This is a genomic window from Nonomuraea sp. NPDC049419 (genome assembly GCF_040676995.1).
Classification (GTDB): domain Bacteria; phylum Actinomycetota; class Actinomycetes; order Streptosporangiales; family Streptosporangiaceae; genus Nonomuraea; species Nonomuraea salmonea.
Map to the genome: position 1 here is coordinate 21,436 of NZ_JBFAQB010000033.1, position 25,812 is coordinate 47,247.

Below are 25,812 nucleotides of genomic sequence, written 5' to 3' on the forward strand. Positions count from 1 at the left end.
GTATATACAGGCCGCCACCCTTGGGAGGAAGATAAACTTCGGGCCATCGAGTCCGGAGATCGCTCCGCCCGCCGTCCCCCGACCGGAGGATCCGCCGAGCCATGGTGCCCATCACGGTGGTCGAGTCCGAGCTCGCCGCCCAGTTCCAGCAGCTCGGGCCCGCCTCGGCACCCGCGTACGAGCGGGTCAAGAAGGTCATCAGCGCCGGCGTGCGCTCCGGCCGGTGGGCACACGGCCAGCAGCTGCCGTCGGAGCACCAGCTCGTCAGCGCGCTCGGCCTGTCCCGCATGACCATCAACAGGGCGCTGCGCGAGCTCACCCACGAGGGGCTCATCGAGCGGCGGGCCGGCGTCGGCACGTTCGTCGCCGCGCCCAAGGCCGCCTCCGCGCTGCTCCAGGTCAGGAACATCGCCGACGACATCCGCCGGCACGGCCACCGCCACCACACCGAGGTCGTCCTCGTCCGCGAGGAGCCGTCCGACGCCGCCGACCCCGAGCTGCGCGCCGCCGCGGGGCCGGTCGTCTACCGCTCGCTCATCGTGCACTTCGAGGACGACACCCCGATCCAGCTCGAAGACCGCCTGGTCAACCCGGCCGCCGCGCCCCACTACCTCGACCGCGACTTCACCCGGCAGACCCCCCACGCCTACCTCAACGAGGTCGCCCCGCTCACCCGCGGCGAGCACATCGTGGAGGCGGTGCTCGGCGACGCCGCCCAGCGCAGGCTGCTGCGCATCGGCCGCCACGAGCCGTGCCTGCTCGTCCGCCGCCGCACCTGGTCGCGCGACGTGCTGGTCAGCGTGGCCCGGCTGCTCCACCCCGGCTCGCGCCACCGGCTCGAAGGCTCCTTCGGCGCCGACTGGGCGCTCGACGCCCGCTGAGCACGACCAGCCTGGGCTCGATCAACCGGGCACGATCAAGTGGGCACGATCAAGTGGGCACGATCAAGCGGGCACGGTCAGCGGGCCGCCTCGATCAAGGCCCGGTGCGACGGGATCAAGCCGTCGGGCAGGTCGTCGGGGGCGCACCAGCGGGCCTCCAGGATCTCCATCGCGTTCAGCCGCAGGGTGCCGCCCCCGGCGTACTCGGCCGCGTACGCGACCTCCACCCTGAGCCGGAACCCGCTCTTGAGCAGCACCAGCTCGCCCACTCGCACCTCCAGCCCGGTCTCCTCGCGCACCTCGCGCACGACCGTCTGCTCGAACGTCTCGCCGCGCTTCGCACCGCCCGTGGGCAGCCCCCACGGGCGCTCCTCGGACCAGAACCGGTGCCGCAGCAGCAGCACCCGCCCGTCGCGGTCGCGCACCACCCCGGTCACCCCGACCATGAACTTGTCCTGCGTCAGGTAGAGCAGCCGCCACTTCACCGACCCGCGCAGGCTCCGCCACAGCCGGGCGATCAGCCTCTTCACCACGCGGCCCCGGTCAGGTGGGCAGCGCGGCGGTGGTGGTGAAGAAGGGGGCGAGGTGCGCGGTGTCGTTGAACCTGCGCAGGATCCACCGCGCCTCGGTCAGCACCAGGTGCGACACCGAGGCGTTGTCGACCCCCAGGAACGCGAACGGCCGCGACCCGGTGGCTGCCGCCAGCGCCTCCGCGATCACGCCGGCGTGGGTCACCACCACGATCCGCTGGTCGGGATGGGCGGCCGCGAGCTTCTCCAGCACCTTCCTGACCCGCTCGGAGAACGCCGCGGCCGGCTCCGCGCCGGGGATGACGTCCCAGCGCTCCTCCTGCGCCATGCGGCGGGCGACCGGATGGCCCTCCGCCACCATGCGGCGGAACAGCCCGCCCTCCCACTCGCCGAGGTGCACCTCGCGCAGCTCGGCCTCCGCCACCGGCGTCACGTCCAGCCGGGCGGCCAGCGGCGCCGCCGTCTCGGAGGTGCGGCGCAACGTGCTGACGTAGATCGCGTCGATCCGCTCGGCGGCCAGCCGCAGCGCCACCCGCTCGGCCTGCTCGCGGCCCTCGGGCGCGAGCGCCGGGTCACCCTGCCCGCCGGCCAGCGGGAACGGCCGGTCGGGGCGGGCCGGCTCGGACTCGCCGTGCCGCACCAGCAGCACCTCGGTCGCGCCCGGCGGCGTACGGAACCGGCTCTGCCGGTATTCGACCGGCTCGTCGCGCTCATCCCTCACAGTCACCGGACCCTACTCCCTTCCGCCCGCCCGCGCCGGGCGTGATGGAATCGGCACCCGGGTACGGACGAAGGGGAAGCGCCATGGGAGTGGACCGGCGGCGGAGCGTGGTGTTCGGCGAGGCGGTCGAGCAGTACGAGGCCGCGCGGCCCGGCTACCCCGAGCAGCTCGTCACCGAGGTGCTCGCGTACGCGCCCGGCGGTCCGGTGCTGGAGGTCGGCGCCGGCACGGGCAAGGCCACCGCCGGCTTCGCCGTCCGCGTGAGCGACCTGACCTGCGTCGAGCCCGACCCCAGGATGGCGGCGGCGCTCACGGCCAAGTGCCCCGGCGTGCGGGTGGTGAGCGGGATCTTCGAGGACTACGTCCCCGACCGCCGCTTCGCGCTGCTCTACTCCGCGCAGGCCTGGCACTGGGTGGACCCCGACCGGCGCTGGGACCTGGCCCATGCCGCGCTCGCCCCCTCGGGGGCGCTGGCGCTGTTCTGGAGCCACTACATCCCCGCCGACGACGGGGTGCGCGCCGCACTCGGCCGGCTGGCCGAGCGGTACGGCCTGGCCAGCCAGAGCCTGCACCAGAACGAGGGCGACCGCGCCGAGGAGTCCGGCCACCTGCTGGAGGGCGACCCCCGCTTCACCGACCTCGACCGGCGCCGCTACGCCAGGACCGAGCGCTACGACGCCGATCGCTTCGTCACCCTCACCGGCACGCTGTCCGCGTACCGGATCCTCCCGCCCGACGTGCGGGAGCGGGTGCTGGGCGAGGTCGGCGAGCTGGTGGGCGACGGCCTCGACCTGACCCTCACCACCGATCTGGCCCTCGCCCGCCGCATCTGACCACCGCTTCCACCCTCTCACCCGCAGCGGGAGGCGCTCTGATACCGTGACGTCCGCAGAAGTGATCGTCCGTGCTCGTCCCAGGGAGGTGAGACCCATCGCCGCTGTGTCAGGCCGGGTGCTCCCTTCCCGTAACCGTGCGGCCCACCAGGACTAGGTGACCGCGGGAGCGCCCGACGGCATCCCGAAAGGTTCCCATGTCTGTCTCCTCCTCGTCGCTTCCTCTCGCTGAGATCGTCGCCAGGCTGCGTGCCGCCGGCTGCGTCTTCGCCGAGGACGAAGCCGAGTTGCTCGTCTCCACCGCCGCCACCGCCGACGCCACCGCCGACGCCCTCGCCGCCATGCTCGAACGCCGGGTCGCCGGCGAGCCCCTGGAGCACGTCCTCGGGTGGGCGTCGTTCTGCGGGCTGCGCGTCCACGTCGAGCCCGGCGTGTTCGTGCCCAGGCCGCGTACGGAGTTCCTCATCGACCGCGCCGTCGCCCTCGCCCGCGAGGTGCCGGGCCGTCCGGTGGTCCTCGACATGTGCTGCGGCACCGGCGCCATGGGCGCCGCCGTCGCGGCGGGGCTGGCCGGGCGGGTGGAGCTGCACGCGGCCGACCTCGACCCGGCCGCCGTGCGCTGCGCCCGCCGCAACCTGCCCGGCGCGCACGTCTACCAGGGCGACCTTTACGACCCCCTGCCGCCGTCGCTCCAAGGCCGGGTGGACATCCTCATCACCAGCCCGCCCTACGTCCCCTCGGAGTCGGTCGCCCTCCTGCCCCCGGAAGCCCGCCTCCACGAGCCCCGCTTCGCCCTGGACGGCGGCGAGGACGGCTTGGACGTCGTCCGCCGCGTGATCGCCGCCGCCCCCTTCTGGCTGGCCCCCGGCGGCCGCCTCCTGGTGGAGACCAGCCAGAACCAGGCGGCGACCACCGCCGAAGCGGTGAGCTCGGCCGGCCTCCTTCCCCGCATCACCACCTCACAGGAGTACGACGCGACAACCGTCATAGGCACCCTCCTCCTGGGCCGGCCCTAAGAAGGATTGCGGCTTTTGGAGGGCGGCATGCCGTTGGGTGGTTCGTGGACTTCGCTGGTGATTCGCGCTTTCATGGCCTCCGTCGATTTCCAGGACGGAGGCTCAAATGGGTCGTGCTCGGAGAATAACCGGAATGGCCATGGCATTCGCCACGGTGCTGGCCACCGCGCCGGCGGCGGAGGCGGCGCAGGCGGCGGAGCGGCGGGCGCCGGTACGCATCACGCGCTTCCTCGGCGAGCAGCGCATCCCGTACCAGATGACGTTCCAGGGCACCACCGTGGGCGGCCTGTCCGGCGTCGACCGCGACCCGCGCACCGGCACCTGGTACCTCATCTCCGACGACCGCGACCGCTACAACCCGGCCCGCTTCTACACCGGCCACCTCGACATCAACCCCAGGACCGGCGACTTCACCGGCGTCCGCCTGACCGGCGTCCGCACGCTGACCCGCCCGGACGGCACCCCCTACCCCGGGTACGGCAGGCCGGGTGCGGCGGACCCGGAGACGATCAGGTTCGACCGGTGGACGGGCCGGCTGGTGTGGGGCGACGAGGGTGACCGGCCCGACGCCAGAAATCCCGACATTCCCCTGTCGCAACCGGCCATTCGCAGAACAGACCTGAACGGCCGCCAAGTAGGCGAATTCGCACTCCCGCGTAATTTGCGGCTGACGACTACGGAACGCGGACCAAGGCGTAATTTCGGATTCGAGGGATTGGCGGTCACCGCCCGTTCCGTCACCGCCGTCACCGAGGGCCCGCGCTACGAGGACGGCCCCCTGCCCACGGCCGAGCGCGGCTCGGTGGCCAGGATCACCGTCTGGGACCGCCAGGGCAGGCCGCGCGGCCAGTACGCCTACCGCCTCGACCGCCTGCCCGAGCCGCCGAACCCGCCCACCGGCGACGCCGACACCGGCGTGTCGGAGATCCTGGCCATCGACGACCACCGTTACCTGGCGCTGGAACGTTCCTGGATCCAGGGCGTGAACTACCGCGTCAAGCTGTACGAGATCGACCTGCGCGGCGCCTCCGACGTGCTCGGCCGCGACTCGCTGGCCCGCGGCGGCTACCGCCCGGTCGGCAAGCGCCTGGTCTACGACCTCGGCACGTTCCGTCCTCCGGTGCAGAACCTGGAGAGCCTGTCGTGGGGTCCGCGCCTGGCCGGCGGCGAGTGCACGCTGGTGATCGGCTCGGACGACAACTTCGACGAACGCGAGACGACCCGCTTCATGGCCTTCGCCGCCACGGGCTGCCGATAGCCCCCGTCAGATGCCGTGGATGCGGCGGCCGGTGACGCGCTGCGGCGTGATCCGGATGTAGAGCGGCCGGTCGCCGCCCGCCCACGGCGTGACCCCGGAACGGGCGAGCTCGGGCGTGTCCTCGGGCGGCATGTGGTGCGCGGGCCCCTGCACCAGCACGCTCCACCCCTCCCTGGTGGTCTCGTCGAAGTGGTCGATCTGGAAGGCGATGACGATGTCCACGCCTTCCAGCCCGGTACGCAGGTCCTTGTCCATCGGCCCGCCCGCCGCCGTACGGAAGATGATGTTCCCGTCGTGCAGCTTGTAGTTGACCGGCAGCACGGTCGGCCCGTGCGAGCCGCTGAACGCGACCCGCCCGATGCCGCCCGGCGCGATCAGCCGCAGTGACTCGGCCTCGTCCAGCGTCTCCATACTCGGGTGCGCGGCGGCGGGGCCACGGCCGGGCGGCCGGTCGTGCCCGCCGCCGAGCAGCTCGTCCACCGTGGTCCCCAGCGCGTCGGCGAGCCGGTAGAGCGTGCCGCCGTCGGGAGTGTCGGCGTGCTCCTCCAGGTATTTGAGGTAGCCCGCCGACATGCCCGCGTGCCCGGCGACCTGCTCGCGGGTCAGGCCGCGGCGCTCGCGGTGGTGGATGATGCGTCGTCCGAGGTCCCCGGTGCCGGACATGATGGCCTCTCCTAGCTTGAAGGTGCGGCACGCGACCCCGTTGACGCGTGCCTCGTGGTCATCGGCGTCGATGAACAGCCGCCGCCCCCGGTAGCAGATCGGCATCGACGCCTCGCCGAGCCGGTCGGGCAGCAGCGGGTCGAGCCACAGGCCGTCGCGCCGCGGCTCCACCCCGAGGTAGCAGCGTTGCAGCAGGTCGAGCGTGCCGCCCATGGCGCCCAGGTGGATGCCTTCCGCGGTGGTCCCGCCCTGGACGTCCTTCAGGTCGCTCTGCAGCGCCTCGATGAAGAACTCCCACGACCGTTCCCGATCGAGCCTGGCCAGCGCCCAGGCGTGCACGACGGCGCTGAGCGTGGAGCCGTGGCTGGTGCGCCGCAGGTAGTACGCGATCGTGCGGGGGATGAGGCCGTCGTCCACCTCGTAGCCCAGGTGTTCGAGCAGTCCGGTCAGCTCGTCGCCGGTCAGCAGGTAGCAGAGCATCAGCGTGTCGGCCTGCTTGGACGCCTTGTAGCGGTTGACGTCGTCGCCGTCGGCCTCCAGCGCCCGGTCCAGCCGGCGCACGCCGCGGTAGCGGTCCCAGTCGAGCTCCTCCAGCTCGGCGTACCCGGTGAACTGGCTGATGACGCCGTCGTGGAAGTCGATCCGCAGGCGGCGGCCCACGTCGTCCCAGTGGTCGAGCTCGCCGGGGCGCGGCGTGACGTCGGGGCAGAGCGCGGCGGCCTCGCGGGCGCGGCGCATCAGCCAGGCGGTCATCACGTTGGTGTAGGCGTTGTTGTCCAGGCCGGGGGAGGCCGCGCCTGGGTAGGTCTCGTGGTACTCGTCGGGGCCCATGACGCCGCGGATCTCGTACCGGCCGTCGATCTCGACGGCGAGCGAGGCGAAGAAGCGGGCGATCTCCAGCAGCATCTCGGCGCACCACGCCGGCATCGAGCCGGTGGCGAGGAAGTGCCGCCACACGTCGTACGCGATCGCCAGGCCGACGTGCCGCTGCAGCCGGGAGTCGTCCGGCAGCCAGCGGCCCGACTTGGGGTTGAGGTGCAGGACCTGGGTCTCCTCGCGGCCGTCGCTGCCGCTCTGCCAGGGGAACATGGCGCCGTCGTGCCCGGCCCGCCGGGCCGCGTCCATGGCCTCGGGCAACCGCCGCCACCGATACCGCAGCAGCCCTTCGGAGGTCTCGGGGAAACGCAGCGCGAGCCACGGCAGGACGAACAGCTCGTCCCAGAACACGTGCCCCCGGTACGCCTCGCCGTGCAGCCCCCGCGCGGGCACCCCCGCGTCGAGGCCGGCGGTGTGCGGGGAGAGCGTCTGCAGCAGGTGGAAGATGTTCACGTGGACGAGCTGCGACAGCTCAGAGCCGTCCACGTCCATCCTGGCCCTGCCCCACAGCCGCTCCCATGCCGCCATGTGCCGGGCCAGCAGCTCGGGGAAGGGCGGCGCCCCGCGTACGTGCCGCAGCGCCGACGAGCGCGGGTCGTGACTGGCGGGGTCGCGCGACGACGTCAGCGCCACGGTCTTGACGAGCCGGGACGGGCGTCCCTCCGCCAGGTCGAGCACGTGGTCGGAGGTGATGTGGTCACCCGCCAGCACCGGACGTGCTCTCGTGCCGGTCTCCGCGTCGATCCTGGCGGCCAGCGCCACGACGACGTGGGAGGAGCGGGTGACGGCCATCAGCCACGCCAGATCGTCCTCGGAGCCGGTCTCGTGGCAGGTCAGGTGGTCGCCGCGCAGGTCGCGGTAGCGGGCCACGCCCTCGTTGGCGACCCGCCCCTCCAGGGCGGCCCGGACCCGCAGCGGGCCCGACCAGTTCTCGGCGGTGAACGTGCACTCCTGCGCCGCGAGGTACGGATCCGCCATCGACACCACGCGGCGCTGGCGTACCCGGGTGACGCGGCCCTCCTCGTCGCGCCAGCGCAGCAGCCGCACCAGCACGCCGTGCCGCAGGTCCAGCTCGTGCCGGTAGAGCAGCAGGTCGGCCGCCTGCGGACGGAACCAGTCCGTGCCGGGCGTGGCGAACCAGAGCGGCAGCCAGTCGGGCAGGGTGACGATGTCCTCGTTGGTGACGGTGTGCCCGGCCACGACCGAGTCGAGCCGGTCGTAACACCCCGCCAGATACGTGCCCGGCGTCCGCGGCTCCCCGTCCGGCGTCGCCCCCCGCGTCGCGAACCGGCCGTTGCCCAGCGTGCACAGCGCCTCGCGCAGCCCCTCACCCTCGGGATCGAACCCCTCGTACGTGAGCGTCCACGCGCTCATCGCCGCCCCACCGGCACCCGTCCCGTGACGTCGGCCTCCGCCAGGTCGGACACCACCGCGTCGGCGCCCGCGGCCAGCATCGCGGCGGCCCGCGTGCCGCTCCTGTCCACCGCGACGATCCGCCCGAAACCGCCCCTGCGGGCCGCCTCGACGCCGGGCACCGCGTCCTCCACCACGCCCACCTGCCCGGCGGGCAGATCGAGCCGCCGCGCGGCCTCCAGGAACAGCGCCGGGTCCGGCTTGCCCGGCAGGCCGAGCCTGGCCGCGTCCGTGCCGTCCACCAGCACGTCGAACAGGTGCAGCACGCCCGCCGACGCCACCATCGAGCGGCAGTGCCTGCTGGCCGAGACCACCGCGGTGCGGCAGCCCCGCCTGCGCAGCTCGTGCAGCAGCTCGACCGTCGAGGGGAACGCGGCCACGCCGTGCTGCGCGATCTCCTGGACGAACAGCTCGTCCTTGGCCCGGCCCAGCCCGTGGACGGTCGGCGCGCCCGCCTCGTCGTCCGGCTCGCCCTCGGGCAGCGAGACGCCGCGCGAGGCCAGGAACGTGCGCACGCCGTCGAGCCGTGGCCGCCCGTCCACGTAGGTCAGGTAGTCGGCGCGTACGTCGAACGGTGCGGAACGGCCGCGCAGGAAGCCGTCGAACACGTGCTTCCACGCCGCCGCGTGCACCCGGGCCGTGTCGGTGACCACGCCGTCGGTGTCGAAGACGACGGCCCGCAGGGCGGTGAGATCGAAGGTGGTCATGCCCGGACGCTACCCGCGCAGGCCCGGCTCAGCCATGGACCGAAGACCTCGCCCGCCGGGACCTTCGCCAGGCGCACGAAGAGGCACGCGAACCATGGCCGTCCTGGGTACGTCTACCTCAACAGATGGCCCGTCGGCAGGAGGTACCGCATGAGAGCGACGACCGTACGCGTGCTGCCCCTGCTGGCCGCGCTCGCCCTGGGCGCGGCGGGCTGCGGGGGCGCCCCGGGCGGCGGCACCACCGCCACCCTCACCGCCACCCTCACCCCCGCCGCCACCACACCTGAGCCCGACTCCACCGTCACGCCCGGCCCCGGCGAGGTGCCGACGTCCGGCACGCCCGCGCCCGCCCCGCGCACGTCCGGCGCCTCCGCGCCCGCGCGGCTGCTCATCGCCGGCCGCTACCAGCCGCTGTGGCCGTTCTCCGGGCCGGACGAGGTGGCCGCCTGGCAGCGCGCCTACCAGAAGAACGGCCACCAGCCGTGGCATCTCGACCCCGCCGCGACCGCGATCGGCTTCTCCCGCGACTACCTCGGCTTCACCGAGATCGACCAGGCCGTCAAGACGGTCGTGGACGGCGAGCACGCCCGCGTGCACGTCGGCCTGCGGGCGGAGGAGGGGCCGAAGCCGATGGTGGCGGCGGTGGTGCACCTCATGCGGTACGGCTCGGGCGAGCACGCGCCCTGGGAGGTCGTCGGCACCGACGACACCACGCTCTCCCTCACCAAGCCGGCGTACGGCGCCTCCGTCACCTCGCCGCTGACCGTCGGCGGCCGCATCACCGGCGTGGACGAGAGCATCAGGATCCAGGTCCTGCACCCCGGCTCTGACCAGCCGCTCGGCGAGCGCTGCTGCGTGAGCGCGGGCGGGCGGAAGTCGCCGTGGTCCGGCAAGCTCTCCTTCACCCCACGTGACGGCCGTACGCTGACCGTCGTCGCCTCGACCGGCGGCCACGTCGCCGAGGTCGAACGCTTCGCCGTGACGGGCGTGACCCTGCCCCTGTGATGCGACAGTACGTGAACGCGGTTCGGTAACGCGTTCCCGTACGCACGCCGCCGCGCACGCCCACCGCACCCGCGACGAGATCGCCGCCCTGACCGAGGCCGCCGGCCAGACCCTTCAGCCCTGCCTGTCCGGCTCGACTCTCAGGTGAAAGCACCCGCGACGCACCGGCGGATAACGGGACCGCCGGCCAGGTCGCGAGGGATGATCGTGGCACGACACTCCGGTCACCAGCGCGAGGTGCTCATGAGTCACGTGGAAGAGACCGCAGAACCGGCGCCGGGCTCCCTGGCCGAGCTGGCCCGCCGCCACGGCCTGCGCCCCGCCATCGCGCGTCCCCGGTTCCCCGTCTACCTGCGCCGGCTGTGGGAGCGGCGGCACTTCGTGCTGACCTACGCCACCTCGCGCAACGTCTCCAGATACTCGGGCTCGGCGCTCGGGCAGCTGTGGCAGGTCATCACCCCGCTGCTCAACGCCGCCATCTACTACGTGATGTTCGGTCTCATCCTGGGCGGCAGCGACCGGGTGCCGAACTATCCCGCGTTCCTGCTGACCGGCATGTTCGTCTTCACCTACACCCAGCGCACGGCCACCGCGGGCGCCAAGTCCATCTCGGGCAACCTGTCCCTCATCCGCGCCCTGCACTTCCCGCGCGCCTCGCTGCCGCTGGCGTACACGATCCAGGAGCTGCAGCAGCTCGCCATCTCCATGGGCGTGCTGCTGCTCATCGTGGTGCTCACCGGCGAGCTGCCCAACTGGTTCTGGCTGATGATCCCGGTCGTGCTGGTGCTGCAGACGATGTTCAACATCGGGGCGGGGCTGATCCTCGCCAGGCTCGGCTCCCAGCTGCGCGACCTCGGGCAGCTGCTGCCGTTCATCATGCGGACCTGGCTGTACGCCTCCGGCGTGTTCTTCGCCATCCACGACAAGGTGGTCAACAGCGCCGGGCTGCCCGAATGGGTGGCGACCGTGATGTACCTGAACCCGGCGGCGTCGTACATCGAGTGGATGCGCGACATCCTCATCGGCAGCCACAGCCCGCCGCCGATGGTCTGGCTGGCGTGCCTGATGTGGGCGGTCCTCGCGCTCGTCCTCGGATCCTGGTACTTCTGGCGGGCCGAGGACCGCTACGGGCGTGGCTAGGACGGCACGTCGGCGGCGGACGCCCGGCCCGCGGGAGCGAGCCGGGCGCCTCTACTCGCCCGTGCGGACCGTCACTTGCCGGAGCGGGTCGTCGTCTTGCGCGGCGTCCTGGTCTCCCCGTCGCTCGGCGTCTCGACCAGCGGCGTGTCCACGAGGTGCTCGACCAGGAACCAGACCTGCATCTCACCGGTCCTGATCACCTCGGAGACCAGCAGGTCGTTGGTGCCGTCGTCGCCCAGCTCGGCGGCCCGTGACGCCGCGTCCCGCGAGGCGAGCAGGATGGTCTCGTGCGCCTCGACCAGGCGCGAGAGCATGGCCGGCACCTCCTCGGCGCCGTTCGGCGGGCGCGGGACCACGGTGATCTCGGCGACGTGCCGCGGATCGCCGACCGCGATGCCGCCCAGCGTCTGCACCCGCTCCGCGATCTCGTCCACCAGTTCGAGCTGCTCCTTGGCGTGCTTGTCGAGCAGCAGGTGGAGCTGGTAGAACGTCGGGCCGCGCATCAGCCAGTGATGCTTCTTGTACAGGGCGTAGAGGATCTGCGTGTCGGCCAGGATCTGGTTCAGCCGGCCGCAGGAGTAGTTGCGGGCCTCATCGGACAGGGCCAGCGGCCACGTCCGCACTGTGCCGTATTCCTGGATCTCGGTGCCGTCCACGTGCAGCCACGGCTGGCTGCTCGTTTTCTTGGACGCTTTGCTGCTGCCTTTGGCGGGCACGATCATCTCCCGGTGCGGTGATTTTGAGCCGATCCGTCCTCGAACCTTCCCGTGTGTCCGCAAAAGGAGCTCTAACCCGTATCAGCGGCTGGCAAAAAGTGGTCAAAAGCCGGTGTGGGGGCGGCGGGCGAGCCAGATCGTGCGGCGGGTGCGTACGGACAGGTCGTCGCGGCGCGACAGACTGCGCGGGCCGTCCGGGGTCAGCAGGTCGTCGAGCACCGCCAGGTCGTCGGCGGCCAGCGTGCCCTCCAGGCTGCCGCGCATGCGGCGCAGCGCCACCTCCGCGTAGCGGGTGGCGGCCGGCGGGAGCGGGGGCCGCAGGTCGATGACGAACTCCCGCTGCGCCTCCACCGTGAAGCCGTTCGCCGCCAGCCGCGGCCCCCAGTCGGAGCCGAACGTGGGCAGCGCGGCGGCCCGGCGCTCGTCCAGCACGGCGTGACCGCGCCCCTCCAGCCCTGGGCGGCCGAAGCCGAGGTCTTCGGGGAGGAAGCGGGGGAAGGAGTCCATCTCGACCGCCACCAGCAGCCCGCCGGGACGCAGCGCGGCGAGCACCTCGCCGAGGACGCGATCGGGGTCGGCCAGGTGGTGCAGCGACGCCGCCGCCCACACCAGATCGACGGTGCCGACCTCGGGCCACGCGCTGTCGAGGTCCGCCTGGAGCGTACGGATCCGCTTCTCCGCGCCGCGCTCGCGGGCCTTGGCCTCCAGGTGGCGCAGCATGTCCTCCGACATGTCCACGGCCGTCACCTCCGCGTCCGCGAACCGCTCCAGCAGCGCGAATGTGCCCGCGCCCGTGCCGCTGCCCAGGTCGAGCAGGCGGAGGGGCGGCCGGCCGGCGGTCAGCTCGCCGATCCACGCGGTCACCTCGGCCAGGTGCGGTCGCAGCACCTCGGCGTCGAGATCCAGCAGCTCGGCCATCGCCGCCGACGCGCGCGGGTCGTGGTGCCCATGCCCATGCCCATGCCCATGCCCTGAGGCGTGATCGGCGCCGTGCCGGCGGTCGTGCTCGTCGGAGCCGTGGGCGGCCTGATGTCCGGAATCGTGCGTGTGGTGGTGTGCCATGGCTCGACTCTAAGCGGCCTTGCGTCTGGCGACCTACTGTCTTGCGCATGACGCAAGAAGACGGCGGGAAATATCCCGTTGCCTGCACATCACGGCGCTGGGAGGCTCTTCGTCATGCCCGCCTTCACCGCCTTCGACGGCACCACCCTCGCCTATCACGAGTCCGGCTCAGGCCACCCGCTCATCTGCCTGCCCGGCGGGCCGATGCAGGACTCCGCCTACCTCGGAGACCTCGGCGGCCTCGACGCGCACCGGCGGCTGGTCAAGCTCGACCCGCGCGGCACGGGCGGCTCCGCCACGCCCGCGGACCCCGAGACGTACCGGTGCGACCGGCAGGTGGACGACGTCGAAGCCCTGCGCACCCACCTCGGGCTCGACCGCATGACCCTGCTCGGCCACTCCGCCGGCACGAACCTCGCCCTCCAGTACGCGATCAGCCACCCCGGCCGCGTGGCCGCCCTCGTCCTCGTCACCCCCAGCCCCATGGGCGCCGGCATCGAGGTCACCGGCCAGGACCGCCTCGACGTCGCCCGGCTGCGCGCCGCCGAGCCCTGGTACCCGCGGGCGTACGCCGCGCTCGAAGCCGTCGTCGCGGGCACCGGCGCCGACTGGGACGCCCTCGACCCCTTCTTCTACGGCCGCTGGGACGACGAGACCCGCCGCTACCACGCCGCCCAGGCCCCCGCCCGCAACAGCGATGCCGCCGCCGTCTTCGGCTCCGCCTTCGACCCCGACGCCACCAGAAAGGCGCTGGCCACCCTCGACGTGCCCGCGCTGGTGCTGGCCGGCGAGGCGGACCTCAACACCCCGCCGTCCGCCGCGGAGAAGCTGGCCGCGCTGCTGCCGTCCGCCGAGACGGTCGTCCAGCCCGCCGCCGCCCACTTCCCCTGGCGCGACGACCCGCCCCGCTTCGTGCGGACGATCGAGACGTTCCTGTCGGCCCACCCGTAGAGCGGCATCGATCCCGCCTCGGCCCGTGCTCGCGCGCCGCGCCGTCCCGCCTCGGGCCGTGCTCGCGCCGCCCCGTCGATAAGGTGGCCGGGACGTCCGCAGGGCAGGGGGCCGCGCATGTTTCATCGTTTCACGGTCGGTGATCTCGAGTGCGCCGTCGTCAGTGACGGTCAGTCAGAGCCGCCGCTGGAGCCGCCGCTGGGCTCCTTCTACCAGCCCGCGACCGGCGTGCCCGAGCCCGAGCTCCGGGACGCGGTGGCCGAAGAGGGCAGTGGCCGCACCACGCTGACGTGCGCGTACAACTGCCTGTGCGTGCGCACCTCCGACGGGATCGCGATCGTGGACACCGGGCTCGGGCCCGGCTTCCTCGGCTACGGGCCCGCCTTCACGCCCTACGTCGGCAAGCTCGGCGCCGGCCTGGGCGAGGCCGGGCTGACGCCGTCCGACGTGTCCGTCGTCGTCTTCACCCACCTGCACGAGGACCACGTCAGAGGCGCCGGGACCGACGGCGAGCCGGCCTTCCCCGGCGCGGTGGCGTACGCGCACGCCGCCGAGGTGGCCTACTGGTCCGACCGCGCCCAGCGGATCCCCGACGAGCAGCGCGGGCCCGCGCTGGAGGCGATCAGGCTCTTCGGCGAGCGGCTGCGTCCGGCGAGCTACGACGCCGAGCTGCTGCCCGGCGTGCACACCGTGGACGCCGCCGGCCACACCCCCGGCCACACCGCGATCTTGCTGCGCTCGCGCGGCGAGCGGCTGCTCTGCCTCGGCGACACCTTCTACGACCCGCTCCAGCTCGCCCATCCCGACTGGCGCACGCCATGGGACCACGACCAGGTGCGGTCGGTGGCCGCGCGCCGCAGGCTGCTCGCGTGGGCCGCTGACGAGGGGGTGCCGGTGCACGCCTACCACCTGCCGTTCCCCGGGCTGGGCCGCATCGAGCGGCGAGGCGGGGCGTACGCCTGGCGGCCCGGCCTGCAAGATCGACCGGGTGACTCCGACCCGCTAAGGTGAGGCGTCCTCACGCCAGTACACCTGGCTTTCCTGGAGAGTGTGACCCCCTGTGCGCCGCCACCGATCAGCCGTCCCCGCCCTCCTGCTCACCGCCGCCTACGTCATCGCCGTCGCCGTCGCCGCCGGCATCGCGCTGACCGGCGGCGACATCGGCCCCCTCGAACGGCTGACCGTCCTGAAGGAGACCGACGACGGCGATGGCGGCGAGCCGACCCTGCGGGACGTCATCGCCGGAATGTCGCGGCCGAGCGTCAGCCTGCTGCTCGCAGTCGGCGCCGTCTGGTCCTGGACGCTGTGGCAGTCCCTCCGCGGCCCCTTGCGCCCACCGCCCGGAGCAGCCCGTCACCCCGCAGGGCGGGATGAGCGGCGATTGCGGCTGACCCTCTACGTCGTCGCCGGCACCTGGGTCGTCTACGCTGCCGCGCCGATCTGGCCGTGGTGGGCCGTGGTGCTCGATGCGACGGTGCTGGCCGCGGTCGTGGTGGCCTTCCATCCCGTGCTGCGGCAGCGGTGGAGCTTGACCGGGTTCGCGCTGGCGGCGGGGCTGCTGGGCTACGTGACGACGGTCGCGGGCGAGGTGTTCTACGCGTTCGGCCTGCACGACTGGGAGCGCGCGGCCCAGGCGGCGGGGCTGAGCGGCCTGGTCGGGACGCTCTGGTATGTGCTGGTGCTGGCGGCTCAGTGGCGGGACGGCCGGTGGCGGCGCGCGACCGTCCTGTACGGCGTCGCCGCGCAGGTCCTTCCCCTCCTCCTGATCATGTTCGTCGCGCTCCTGCCGGCCCGGATCGCCGGCGTGGACCTCGCGGCGTACGCCGTCATGGACGCCATGACCGTGATCTGGCTGGCTCGCTCCGCCCACGATCTGGCCCTCCCGCCGGCCCCGTCACCGGCCGGGCCACCCGCCTTGGCCCCTGAAGGCCCCGCGCCGTTGGTGAGGTTCGCCGGTCTCGCGGCGTGCGTGAGCGTCCTGAGCCCGCCGCTGGTCAGCGGAGACCCGCTGTGGCTCACCCGGTACCTGCCTCCGCACACCGTACAGAGCATGATCGGTGAGCCGCTGTCCCTGCTGTGGCGGGGGTTCGAGGCCGCCGTCGGGCTCGGGGGACTGGCCGTCGTGGTGCTGACGGCCGTGCTGTGGCGGGGCAGGAGGCTCGCGCTGGCCGCGCTGGCCGTCACCGGGCTGGCCGGCGTGTCCGTGGTGGCCCTGGCAGCCGCCACGGACCGGCTGACGATCGGGATGTCGCCGCTGTGGTTCACCGCCGCCTGCGCGGTCGCGGCGCCGCTCCTGTCCTGGACGCACGTGCTGCGCGCCGGAGCCGACCGGCGCGCAGCAGGCGTGTGATCAGACGCGGTCGGCGGCGATCAGCAGGTATTGGAAGCTGCCGCTCTTGTACGCCTCCAGGAACGCGTCCTCGATCCCCGTGGCCAGGTGCGTCCTGGCCCGCAGCTCCCAGTAGGGGATGGTGGCCGCGGTGAGGTCGATGACGCTGACCGGGACGAGCCGGTTGGCCGCCATCTCCTTGAAGTACGTGCTGCGGGAGTGGATGTCGCAGATGTAGTGGGCGTTGATCTGGCTGATGGCCCGGGACGGCAGGCCGTAGGCGTCGTTGTAGCAGCCGGTGATGCAGACGTATCGGCCGCCCCGGGCCAGCAGCCTGGCGTGCTCGGCGAACAGCAGGGACAGTTCGACGTACATGGTGCTCTCGTTGTTCCACGAGGCGTGGAACGCGCCGGTGGGGAAGCCGGTGTCGAGCATGTTGCGGAAGTGGAAGCGCACCTTGTCGCTGACGCCGCGCTCCTCGGCCTGCCGGTTGGCGAAGGCCACCTGCGACTCCGAGATGGACACGCCGTCGGCCTCGCAGCCGAAGCGCAGGTGGGCGAGCAGGCTGGAGCCGCCACGGCCGCACCCGGCGTCGAACACGCGGTAGTCGGGGCGCGGCGGCCCGAGGTGCGCCATGAGCATCTCGGCCTGCGCGGTCTCCAGCCGGTGCAGCTCCTTGACCACCCGGCTCTCCCGCGTCGAGGCCGGGCCCTCCAGGACCGACCAGTCCACCTCGCCCACCCCGTAGTGGTGGTGGTAGAGGCCGTCCACCTCGCCGAGGCGCAGGTTGACTGGGTTCTCCTCGGTGTTCCAGTAGTCGGCGACCGACTGCTGGTAGAGGCTGTTCAGCACGGGGGCATGGGGCGTCATGGTCATCAACGGCTCCTTCTCAGTTACGGGACGGGGTGACGGTCAGGACTGGTAGCGGCTGCTGCTGCCGTGCCATTCGAGGCACCCGGCCATCCACGCCTGCGCGCCGCGCAGGAACCGCTTGAGCTCGGGCGAGGGGACGGCCGACAGCGCCTGCCTGCTCTGCTCGAAGCCGCGGACGAAGTCGTTGTGCAGGTGCACGGCGCGCTCGGTGGCCTCGCGGGCCGAGCAGCCGTCCTCGGCGGCCATGAGCAGGATGACGTTGGAGTCGGGCAGCTCGTCGGCCGCCTCCTTGGCCGCCGAGTGCAGGTCGTTGACCAGCACGCTCGCGGTGCCCGCCTGCATGAGCGCGGTGTGGAAGCGCGGCTCGGCGAACAGCTCGGCGGGCAGCCGGTAGCCGCCCACGACGTCGATGAGCGTCATCGAGGTGTAGAAGCTGTCGTGCTGGCGGGCGGCCAGGTAGCGCCAGACGGGCGGCGGCGTCTCCAGGTAGCGCCAGGCGGCGTAGGCGGCCCAGCTGACGTACATCTGGCTCGTGATGTTGCGGACCCGCAGGATCTGCGCGTCGGTGGCGTGGCGGGCGACGTGGCTGAGCGCCGAGCGCAGCGCCACCAGCACGGGGTCGGCGGCGATGGCCGCCTCGAGCTGCTCGGTGTAGCGGCCGGCGTCGGGCGGCGGGTCCATGGCGGAGGTCACCAGCGCCAGCCGCGGTGGCAGCTCGGTCGGGGTGGCGCCGAGGTCGGTCTCGTCGGCGTAGTAGTCGTCGGCGGCCCACCAGGCGGCGTTCATCTGGGCGGCGATCAGGAGCCGGTCGGGGTCGTCGGTGTCGGGGTGGGCGAGCGTGGCCAGCCGGCCGAACCCGGTGGCGGCGAACTCCTCCATCCGCCCCTCGTGCAGGCCGATGCGCCCGGCCCAGGCCGTCAGCCGCCGGTCCACCTCCGCGGCGAGCGCGTCGTCCACGCGGACGGTCTCGGGGCAGAGCAGCGGCGGGTACGTGCCGTCGCCCCACTCGCGCTCGCGGTAGGGGAGGGGTGTCAGGTCGGACCCGGGCACGGGCCCCACCGGCGAACCGGGGGGCTCGTGCCCGTCCCCCTCCTCGTACGCGCGCCGGTGCGGCAGCAGCGCGGCCCGAAGGCTCAGCGAGGACGAGCCCAGCCCGGCGGGCCCGGCCAGGAGCCGCGCCACCGGAGCGTCATGGGGGGAGATGTCCGGCATGTCACGCCTCTTCCTGGGGTTGGCCGGTCACGAGCGCGGGGCGGCGATGTCGACGTCCTCCAAGATCCCGATCGCGTCCGGCACCAGGATCGCCACCGAGAAGTAGGCACTGACCAGGTACGACATCACGGCCCGCTCGTTGATCCCCATGAAGCGCACGTTCAGCCCCGGCTCGTACTCCTCGGGGATGCCCGTCTGGTAGAGGCCCACCACGCCCTGGTCCTCCTCGCCCGTCCGCAGCGCCAGGATCGACGTCGTCCGCGCGCCGGAGATCGGGATCTTGCCGCAGGGGAAGATGGGGATGCCCCGCCAGGCCGGCACCTCGTGGCCGCCCACGTCGGTGCTGCCGACCACCAGCCCCCGCTTGTTGCACTCGCGGAAGAACGCCGCGATCGCCTTCGGATGGGCGAGCAGCAGCTTCGTCTTGCGGCGCATGCTGATCAGCTCGTCGAGGTCGTCGGGGGTGGGCGGGCCCGACCAGGTGTAGATGCGCTGGTCGTAGTCGGTGTTGTGGAGCAGCCCGAACTCGCGGTTGTTGAGCAGCTCCCACTCCTCGCGCTCGCGCAGCTCGTGGATGGTCAGGCGGAGCTGCTGCTCGATCTGGTTCATCGGCTGGTTGTAGAGGTCGGCCACCCGGGTGTGCACGCGCAGGATGGTCTGGGCGACGCTCAGCTCGTATTCGCGGGGGTGCAGGTCGTAGTCGACGAACGTGCCGCCGATGGCCGGCTCGCCGCTGTGCCCGGCCGCGACCTGCACCGCCGCCTCGCCGCGGCGGTTGGCGGGCCGGCTCAGCACCTCCAGGTAGCGGGCCAGATGGTCGCGCAGCTCGGGGGAGCGGTCGGCGACGCGGCGCAGCTCCCAGCGCGGCGCCACCAGCACCGTGCAGGCCGTCGCCGCGCGGTAGGTGCACGGCCAGCGCGGGTCGTCCTCGGTCAGCGCCTCGTCGCCGAACTGGTCGCCGGCCGCGATGATGCCGAGGAACTGGCGGTCGCCGTACGGGCCGGTGCCCAGGCGCTCGAGCCGGCCGTGGGCGATCACGCAGGTCTGGTTCACCGGACGGCCCGCCTCGGCGACGATCTCGCCCGGCTGCACCTCGCGGGCGGTGAACGTGGAGGCGATCTCCGCCAGCACGGCGGGGTCGCCGAAGCCGCGCAGGGCCGGGATCTCCGTCAGCGTCTCCGGCACGACGCGGACGTCGTCGGCCCCGTTGTTGGACACCGCCACCCGCCCGCGCCCGATGCGATGGGTCAGCCGGCGGTTCACCCGGTACGTACCGCCGCGCACGTCCACCCAGGGCAACATGCGCAGCAGCCAGCGGGAGCTGATCGCCTGCATCTGGGGGACGGTCTTGGTGGTGGTGGCCAGGTTGCGCGCGGCCCTCGTGTCGAGGCTCAGCCGCGTCTCCGTCGGCTCCGTGGGCATCTTTCCTCCGGGCGGGGTCGGCAGGGCAGTCGCCACTAAAAGTAGTGATATTGATACGGAGCGTAGGAGTCTCTGCGCGGACAGGAATGCTGGCGATCGCGGAAGGTCGATGTCACGGGCCCGCCACCCTTGGAGGAGCCCGTGATGGGAACCGCCTGACCTGGTGTGAAATCCCGCCTCGCGGCGGAGGGCTAAAGGTATCGCCAATCACTCGATCCCAGCGCCGACGCGCCCTGAGGGCCCATCATCGTCATCCCGCCGTCCACGAACACCGTCGCCCCCGTCACGTACGACGCCGCGGGCCCCGCCAGGAACGCCACCACGGCCGCCACCTCGCGGGCGTCGCCCGGCCGCGGGATCGGGTTGCCGGGCCTGCTGCCGGTCTGCGGCGGCATGTCCTCCTGCCCGGTCATCGGCGTCGCGATCTCGCCCGGCGCGACGGCGTTGACCGTGATGCCGTGCTCGGCCAGCTCCAGCGCGAGCACCCGGCTCAGCATGCGCAGCCCGCCCTTGGCCGCGCAGTACGGCCCCGAGCCCATCTTCGGGTACTCCTCGTGCACGCTGGTGATGTTCACCACCCGCCCGCCCCGCCCCGAGGCGACCATGCGGCGGGCCGCCCGCTGCGCGCACAGGAACGGCCCGTCCAGGTCCACCGCCAGCACCGACCGCCAGCGGTCGTAGCCCATCTCCAGCAGCGGCTCGTGGCTGCCGGTGCCCGCGTTGTTCACCAGCACGCCGAGCCCGCCCAGCTCGTCGGCCAGCTCGTCCACCACCGCCGCCGCGCGTTCGGGATCAGTCAGGTCGTGCTGACGGACGGCGGGGGCGCGGCCGGTCGCGCGCACGAGGCGGGCCGTCTCCTCCGCGCCGTCCTTGTCCCGGTGGTAGGTGACGCCCACCTCGAAGCCCTGCTCCGCCAGCGCCACCGCGGTGGCCTTGCCGATGCCGGAGTCGGCCCCCGTCACGATCGCGACTTTGTCGTAGGTGTCGTTCATGAGCTGTTTCCTGCCCCTGGCGGGGAGGGGAAACCGGCGCCCAGCTCGGCGATGCGGCGGTGCAGCCGCGGGTCCTCCCAGAAGCCGGTGTGGGCGCCGATGGCGGGCGGCGGCTGGCCGTACAGGAAGCGGCAGTCCGGCGGGTCGGGCAGCTGCTCGTCCACGTCCTCGCGTACGGGGCCGCCGATGTAGTCGGTGTCGCACCAGAAGTTGCGCCAGCGGGCCACCTGGATGCCGGGCCCGTGGGCGAGCCGGCGGAACAGCTCGTCGTTGAAGTAGGCGGGGAAGCCCCAGGCGTAGAGGGTGCGCAGCGGCGAGCCGAACGTCACCAGCGTCACCCGGTCGTCGCGCGGCCTGGAGCAGGGCTGGGCGAGCGCGGCGGCGGCGATGACCGAGCCCTGGCTGTGGGCGGCCAGCAGCGGGACGCCGCCGTTGTCGTGCAGCCACCACAGCCGCCGCTGCAGCTCGGGGACGGCGCGCTCGGCGTACGACGGCGGGGCGAGCGGATGGCAGTGCCGCGGCCAGAACGTGGCGACGTCCCACAGCACGCCGATGAGGCGGCGGTTGCGCTCGTCCTTCCAGCCCAGCCGCAGCAGCCCGACCAGCACGAACGGCAGCAGCATCGCGATGCCCGCGCACAGCGAGGTGAGCCAGTTGGCGTTGGTCGGCAGGTCGTCGTGCCACCACACCCGCCACTGCACCCAGGCCAGCACCATGCCGCCGACCGCCATCAGCGCCGTCAGCAGCAGGTCGAGGTCGCGCGGCACCCTGGCCAGCCGGCGGGCTCTGGCCACGCGGGCCGGCCAGCTCTCGACCAGCCGCCGGTGCCACTCGGGGACCGGGCGCTCGTCCACCGTGGACGCCCACCACCGCTTCAGCGGGCCGTCGGGGACGGCGAAACGCCCGCGGTAGTGGCGGGCCATCCCGGCAGCGCCCCTCACGCCGCTGCCCCACCAGCGCACCCCCTGGTAGAGCAGGAAGCAGAGCAGCAGGAGCACGGGGACCACGATGAGGTACGGGATGACGTTCCTGATGATCGGGAACACCGCGATCGGCGTCTCCGCCGTCCCCGGCTCAGGGACGTCCAGGCAGCCGCCGCGGCGCGGGTCGTGGCAGGGCCGCAGCGTGCCCAGCCACTCGGCCACCAGCAGCAGCGTGGCCAGCATGAACGTGTTGAGCGCGGCCACCGCGAGCCCCAGCACCACGAACGGCGCACCCCAGCGGAACCTGCCGCCCAGCCGGCCGTCACCGCTCGTCAGGACGGCGGACGCCCCGACCGCGACGCCCAGCCCAAGCCCTGTCCAGATCCACCCGTAGTCGGTCTCCCACACCGACAGCAGCGCCACCCCGGCGGCGAACCCGACCGGCACGAGCACGGCCCGCGCGGCAACACCGGGCCAGTCGGCCCTGGTCCACGCGGCGGCGGCCAGGGTGACGGGGACGAGGAAGAGCGCGCCGAGCACGCCCGCGTACACGCCGTTCATGAACACCTGCAGGCCGGGCAGCTCGTGCGGGCCCGCGCCGAACGGGTCGCCCGGCGGCTGCCCGGCGGCCAGCACCGCCGAGAGCGCCATCGCCGCCCCCGCCACCGCCAGCAGCGCCCACGAGCCGGCTTTCCGCCTGCCGACGAGGGCGAGCGCGCACAGGCCGATCACGGCCAGCGGGACGGCCACGCCGATCGCCTCCCACGGCCCAGGGAGCGGCCTGACCGCGTGCGACGTCCACGTGACCAGCGCGGCGACGAGCGCCACAGCACCGGCCACGTGCAGGCGGGTGAGCGTCCTGGTGTGCTCGACGTCGTCCCAGAACGCGGGGTCCGACAGACCTGGGAACTCGCCCTCGCCTAGCCCCGTCTCCCTGGGTGGCACGCCGGTGTCATAGGCGGGCGGTTTCGTCTGGTCGTAGCGGTTCTGGGAGGTGTGGGCCAGCAGGTACAGGACGGCGATGACCAGCAGCGGCACCAGCGCGCCCACCAGGATCCGTACGCCGGGCCGCTCAGGCGGCAGCAGCCAGGCCGGCCAGCGCGCGCACGCCGGCACGCCTCCGCACTGGTACGCCACGTAGTCGACCGGGATGGCGGCGGCCAGCAGCACCAGGTTGAGCGTCAGGCCGAAGGACGCCACCCTGGCCGCCCACAGGAACACCGCGAACCGGCGCGGCCTGCCCGGCAGCCACGGCGGGAACATGCGGGCCGCCATGTTCGCCATCGCGAACGGCAGCAGCAACAGCCACAGCACCCGCCAGGCGCTGCCCGAGGTCAGGCCGCCCCACGAGTACGCCTCCACGTGCCGCCCTTCGCGGTCGGCCGTCCGGTAGAAGCCGGCGATGCGGTCGCCGGAGACCTGCATGGGGGCGAGGTCGTCGAGCAGCGACTGGGGCGACGTGCCGCCCACCCCGTGCAACCGGATCTCCACCACCCCGGACAAACCGTCCGGCCGCCGTCCCAGCCCGGCCGCCACCCTGCGCGCAGGCTCATCGTGCCCCGTGCTCGCGGTCGTCATGGCGCCACCTCCGTCAGCGGGGGACTCCATGATGAATCCCGCGGGCGGCGCCGCGCATGAGTAATCCCGGCGCGTCGCCCACATGGGCCCCTGTCCTGCGCGGACGCGACCCGCGTGGCCAGGCCGGGGCGCACCGCTCCCGGCCGTGCAGGACCGCCGCGTCCATGGCCGGGGCCGCCCGGCTCGGGTCACCAGCCCTGGTCGCGCAGGAAGACCGCGCAGCGGGCGGTCCAGTCGGCGGCCGTCGGGTTCTCGCCCGCCGCCAGGCCGAGGCCGTGCCGGCCGTTCGGGTAGACGTGGAGCTCCTGCGTGACCCCGTGCCTGGCCAGCGCTCCGGCCAGCTCAAGGGTGCCGGCAACCGGGACGGACTCGTCGTCGGCCGTGTGCCACAGGAACATCGGCGGCGTGGCGGCGGACACGCGTCCGGGCAGCGACAGCTCGGCGCGCAGCGACGCGGGCGCAGCGGGGCCGAGCAGGTTGCCGGCGGAGCCGCGGTGCCCGTCGAGCACCGTCACGGGATAGCCCAGGACGGCCAGGCCGGGCCGCGGGTCGGCGCGGTCGATCGCGTCGGGCGGGCCCTCGGGCAGCGCCGGGCCGGGCTCGGTGGCCAGCAGGCCCGCCAGGTGGCCGCCCGCCGAGAACCCGAGCACCCCCACCCTGGCCGGGTCCACACCTTGAGCGGAGGCGTGGTGGCGGACCCAGCGCACCGCTCTCGCGGCGTCGAGCAGCGGCAGCGGGTGGCGGTGCGGCGCGAGGCGGTAGCGCAGCACGTACGCGGCCACGCCGAGCCCGTTCAGCCACCGCGCCACCGGGGCGCCCTCGTGGTCGGCCAGATGGTGGTAGCCCCCGCCGGGGAACACCACGACCGCCGGCGCGGGCCGCGCCGCGCGTACGGGGAAGGCGGTGATGGTGGCCGCGCCGTCCGCCGGCCACAGGGGGTGCTCGCTCACGTGCTCGCCTCTCGTCGTCGCCTCTCGTCCTCGTCAGGGCACGGATGCTAGCGCCCGACGGCTGGTTCCGTACCGGCGACCTGGGGGTGACGCTCCCCGACGGTTACGTACAGGTCGTCGACCGCGCCGAGGACGTCATCATCTCCGGAGGCGAGAACATCGCCTCCATCGAGGTCGAGAACGTCCTGACCGCCCACCCCGCCCGCTTCAAGGCCCCCAAGTCCGTCCACTTCTGGGATCTCCCCAAGACCTCCACCGGCAAGATTCAGAAAGCCGTGCTGAGGCGGCGCGCCGCAGGTTAGGCGGCCACCAGAAGGGAAGGTCGCCCCCACGGATGCGACGATCGGCAGTGGGGGTGTCATGGTCGATTCCCGTGGCGTCTTCCGGCGCAAGCCGGTGGAGCAGATCGCCACCGAGCACGAGGGGGAGCTGGCCAGGACCCTCGGCATGTGGCAGCTCACCGCCATCGGCGTGGGCGGCATCATCGGGGCCGGCATCTTCGCGCTGGCCGGCGCCGTCGCCCACGAGACGGCCGGGCCCGCGGTGCTGGTGTCGTTCCTCATCGCGGGGGTGGCCAGCGCCGCCGCCGCGCTCTCCTACGCCGAGTTCGCCGGCCTCATCCCGAAGGCAGGCTCCGCCTACACCTACGGCTACGCGGTGCTCGGCGAGATCGTCGGCTGGTTCATCGGCTGGGACCTGCTGCTGGAGTACACCGCCATCGTCGCGGTCGTCGCCATCGGCATCTCCGGCTATTTCGGCTTCCTCGTCCAGAGCCTCGGCTTCACGCTGCCGCCCTGGATGCTGGGCGCGCCGGGGACCGGCGAGGGGCGCGTGGTCGACCTGTTCGCGGCCCTGCTGTGCCTGTTCATCGCCTACCTGCTGAACCTCGGCATCCGCGCCGCCGCCAGGTTCGAGACGTTCGTGGTGGCCATCAAGGTCGCCGTCGTGCTGCTCGTCATCGTCGTCGGGTTCTTCCACATCAACACCGCCAACTACTCGCCGTTCTTCCCGTTCGGCATCGGCGGCGCCATCACCGGCGCGGCGACGGTGTTCTTCGCGGTGTTCGGCTACGACGCCATGAGCACCGCCGCCGAGGAGTCGCGCGACGCCCAGCGCCACATGCCCAAGGCGATCATCTACTCGCTGATCATCGCGATGGTCCTGTACGTGCTGGCCACGCTCGTGCTCACCGGCATGCAGAACTACCGCGAGATCGACCCGGAGAGCGGCTTCTCCTCGGCGTTCGCCTCCGTCGGGCTGTCCGGGCTGGCCTCGCTCATCGCGGCCGGCGCGATCATCGGCATCCTGACCGTCATGTTCACGTTCATGCTGGGCGTGACGCGGGTGTGGTTCGCGATGAGCCGCGACGGGCTGCTGCCGGCGTGGTTCGCCAGGCTGCACCCCGTACGGCGGGTGCCCACCCGCGTCACCTGGATCGTCGGGGCGGCCTCCGCGGTGATCGCCGGGTTCCTGCCCATCAGGGAGGCGGCCGAGCTGACCAACATCGGGATCCTGCTGGCGTTCGTGGTGGTGTGCGCGGCGGTGATCGTGCTGCGCTACCGGCAGCCCGACCTGCCGCGCACGTTCCGCACGCCGTGGATGCCGGTGGTGCCCGCGATCGGGGTGGTCTTCTCGATCTGGCTCATCACGTTCCTGGACCCGCACACCTGGCTGCGCTTCGCCGTCTGGTTCGTCATCGGCCTGATCATCTACTTCGCCTACAGCCGCCGCCACTCGGCCCTGCAGTGACCCTCAGCCGAA

Annotated in this window: 22 protein-coding genes and 1 pseudogene; 11 read left to right on the plus strand and 12 right to left on the minus strand. The window is 72.9% G+C overall.

Features of this window, described 5'->3' with window-relative positions; translation table 11 throughout:
• Positions 1-101 precede the first annotated feature (101 nt).
• Positions 102-881: a histidine utilization repressor gene (hutC, locus tag AB0K12_RS46285; RefSeq protein WP_364575347.1), complete on the plus strand. Its 780-nt coding sequence runs from the start codon at positions 102-104 to the stop codon at positions 879-881.
• A gap of 77 nt (positions 882-958) precedes the next feature.
• Here hutC and AB0K12_RS46290 read toward each other — a convergent pair whose 3' ends face one another.
• On the minus strand, positions 959-1,414 hold the full coding sequence (locus AB0K12_RS46290) for an NUDIX domain-containing protein (protein WP_364575349.1): 456 nt from the start codon (positions 1,412-1,414) through the stop codon (positions 959-961).
• 10 nt (positions 1,415-1,424) lie between these two features.
• Positions 1,425-2,138 (minus strand): histidine phosphatase family protein, encoded by a 714-nt coding sequence (locus AB0K12_RS46295; protein WP_364575351.1) that lies wholly within the window; start codon positions 2,136-2,138, stop codon positions 1,425-1,427.
• Positions 2,139-2,215: 77 nt separating this feature from the next.
• On the opposite strand from AB0K12_RS46295, the gene AB0K12_RS46300 reads away from it, so the two are divergent.
• The 3 genes from AB0K12_RS46300 to AB0K12_RS46310 all read left to right on the plus strand — a co-directional run bounded on the left by AB0K12_RS46300 (position 2,216) and on the right by AB0K12_RS46310 (position 5,239).
• Complete coding sequence (locus tag AB0K12_RS46300; RefSeq protein WP_364575353.1) at positions 2,216-2,965, plus strand: class I SAM-dependent methyltransferase; 750 nt, start codon at positions 2,216-2,218, stop codon at positions 2,963-2,965.
• Positions 2,966-3,162: 197 nt separating this feature from the next.
• A complete protein-coding gene (locus AB0K12_RS46305) occupies positions 3,163-3,981 on the plus strand; it encodes a putative protein N(5)-glutamine methyltransferase (RefSeq protein WP_364575355.1) in 819 nt (272 codons plus the stop codon).
• A 133-nt stretch (positions 3,982-4,114) separates the two neighbouring features.
• Positions 4,115-5,239 carry an esterase-like activity of phytase family protein gene (locus tag AB0K12_RS46310; protein WP_364575357.1) on the plus strand — a complete coding sequence of 375 codons (1,125 nt, stop codon included), beginning with the start codon at positions 4,115-4,117 and terminating at the stop codon, positions 5,237-5,239.
• Between the two features lie 6 nt (positions 5,240-5,245).
• On the opposite strand, the gene AB0K12_RS46315 is transcribed toward AB0K12_RS46310, so the two are convergent.
• A complete protein-coding gene (locus tag AB0K12_RS46315; protein ID WP_364575359.1) occupies positions 5,246-8,152 on the minus strand; it encodes a pyridoxamine 5'-phosphate oxidase family protein in 2,907 nt (968 codons plus the stop codon).
• Positions 8,149-8,898: an HAD-IA family hydrolase gene (locus AB0K12_RS46320; RefSeq protein ID WP_364575361.1), complete on the minus strand. Its 750-nt coding sequence runs from the start codon at positions 8,896-8,898 to the stop codon at positions 8,149-8,151. The genes AB0K12_RS46315 and AB0K12_RS46320 overlap by 4 nt, the downstream gene beginning before the upstream one ends.
• Before the next feature lie 150 nt (positions 8,899-9,048).
• Here AB0K12_RS46320 and AB0K12_RS46325 point away from each other — a divergent pair, with 150 nt between their 5' ends.
• Both AB0K12_RS46325 and AB0K12_RS46330 read left to right on the plus strand, forming a co-directional pair.
• Positions 9,049-9,903: a hypothetical protein gene (locus tag AB0K12_RS46325; protein WP_364575363.1), complete on the plus strand. Its 855-nt coding sequence runs from the start codon at positions 9,049-9,051 to the stop codon at positions 9,901-9,903.
• Positions 9,904-10,146: 243 nt separating this feature from the next.
• Positions 10,147-11,043, plus strand: a complete 897-nt coding sequence (locus tag AB0K12_RS46330) for an ABC transporter permease (RefSeq protein WP_364575365.1) — start codon at positions 10,147-10,149, stop codon at positions 11,041-11,043.
• A gap of 71 nt (positions 11,044-11,114) precedes the next feature.
• Here the strand turns inward: AB0K12_RS46330 and AB0K12_RS46335 are convergent, their stop codons facing one another.
• Both AB0K12_RS46335 and AB0K12_RS46340 read right to left on the minus strand, forming a co-directional pair.
• Positions 11,115-11,759, minus strand: a complete 645-nt coding sequence (locus AB0K12_RS46335; RefSeq protein ID WP_364575367.1) for a DNA starvation/stationary phase protection protein — start codon at positions 11,757-11,759, stop codon at positions 11,115-11,117.
• 102 nt (positions 11,760-11,861) lie between these two features.
• Positions 11,862-12,821, minus strand: coding sequence for a class I SAM-dependent methyltransferase (locus AB0K12_RS46340; RefSeq protein ID WP_364575369.1), 960 nt, complete (start codon positions 12,819-12,821; stop codon positions 11,862-11,864).
• A gap of 114 nt (positions 12,822-12,935) precedes the next feature.
• Here AB0K12_RS46340 and AB0K12_RS46345 point away from each other — a divergent pair, with 114 nt between their 5' ends.
• From AB0K12_RS46345 to AB0K12_RS46355, 3 genes are all read left to right on the plus strand, one after another.
• Positions 12,936-13,772, plus strand: a complete 837-nt coding sequence (locus tag AB0K12_RS46345) for an alpha/beta hydrolase (RefSeq protein ID WP_364575371.1) — start codon at positions 12,936-12,938, stop codon at positions 13,770-13,772.
• A 117-nt stretch (positions 13,773-13,889) separates the two neighbouring features.
• Positions 13,890-14,783, plus strand: a complete 894-nt coding sequence (locus AB0K12_RS46350) for an MBL fold metallo-hydrolase (RefSeq protein WP_364575373.1) — start codon at positions 13,890-13,892, stop codon at positions 14,781-14,783.
• Positions 14,784-14,832: 49 nt separating this feature from the next.
• Complete coding sequence (locus AB0K12_RS46355) at positions 14,833-16,122, plus strand: hypothetical protein (RefSeq protein ID WP_364575375.1); 1,290 nt, start codon at positions 14,833-14,835, stop codon at positions 16,120-16,122.
• Here the strand turns inward: AB0K12_RS46355 and AB0K12_RS46360 are convergent, their stop codons facing one another.
• From AB0K12_RS46360 to AB0K12_RS46385, 6 genes are all read right to left on the minus strand, one after another.
• The gene (locus AB0K12_RS46360; protein ID WP_364575377.1) at positions 16,123-16,977 is read right to left on the minus strand and encodes a geranyl diphosphate 2-C-methyltransferase; all 855 of its coding nucleotides are present in this window, start codon (positions 16,975-16,977) and stop codon (positions 16,123-16,125) included.
• 36 nt (positions 16,978-17,013) lie between these two features.
• Positions 17,014-18,186 (minus strand): family 2 encapsulin nanocompartment cargo protein terpene cyclase, encoded by a 1,173-nt coding sequence (locus AB0K12_RS46365; RefSeq protein ID WP_364575379.1) that lies wholly within the window; start codon positions 18,184-18,186, stop codon positions 17,014-17,016.
• A 27-nt stretch (positions 18,187-18,213) separates the two neighbouring features.
• The gene (locus AB0K12_RS46370; RefSeq protein WP_364575381.1) at positions 18,214-19,608 is read right to left on the minus strand and encodes a family 2B encapsulin nanocompartment shell protein; all 1,395 of its coding nucleotides are present in this window, start codon (positions 19,606-19,608) and stop codon (positions 18,214-18,216) included.
• A gap of 191 nt (positions 19,609-19,799) precedes the next feature.
• Positions 19,800-20,600 carry an SDR family oxidoreductase gene (locus tag AB0K12_RS46375; protein ID WP_364575383.1) on the minus strand — a complete coding sequence of 267 codons (801 nt, stop codon included), beginning with the start codon at positions 20,598-20,600 and terminating at the stop codon, positions 19,800-19,802.
• Positions 20,597-23,101 (minus strand): hypothetical protein, encoded by a 2,505-nt coding sequence (locus AB0K12_RS46380; RefSeq protein WP_364575385.1) that lies wholly within the window; start codon positions 23,099-23,101, stop codon positions 20,597-20,599. The genes AB0K12_RS46375 and AB0K12_RS46380 overlap by 4 nt, the downstream gene beginning before the upstream one ends.
• Positions 23,102-23,289: 188 nt before the next feature.
• Positions 23,290-24,051, minus strand: a complete 762-nt coding sequence (locus AB0K12_RS46385; protein ID WP_364575387.1) for an alpha/beta hydrolase — start codon at positions 24,049-24,051, stop codon at positions 23,290-23,292.
• Positions 24,052-24,107: 56 nt separating this feature from the next.
• On the opposite strand from AB0K12_RS46385, the pseudogene AB0K12_RS46390 reads away from it, so the two are divergent.
• Together AB0K12_RS46390 and AB0K12_RS46395 are read left to right on the plus strand one after the other, a co-directional pair.
• Positions 24,108-24,353: pseudogene (locus AB0K12_RS46390) on the plus strand (acyl-CoA synthetase); the annotation flags it as partial.
• Between the two features lie 58 nt (positions 24,354-24,411).
• Positions 24,412-25,800: an amino acid permease gene (locus tag AB0K12_RS46395; protein ID WP_364575389.1), complete on the plus strand. Its 1,389-nt coding sequence runs from the start codon at positions 24,412-24,414 to the stop codon at positions 25,798-25,800.
• Positions 25,801-25,812: the final 12 nt, after the last annotated feature.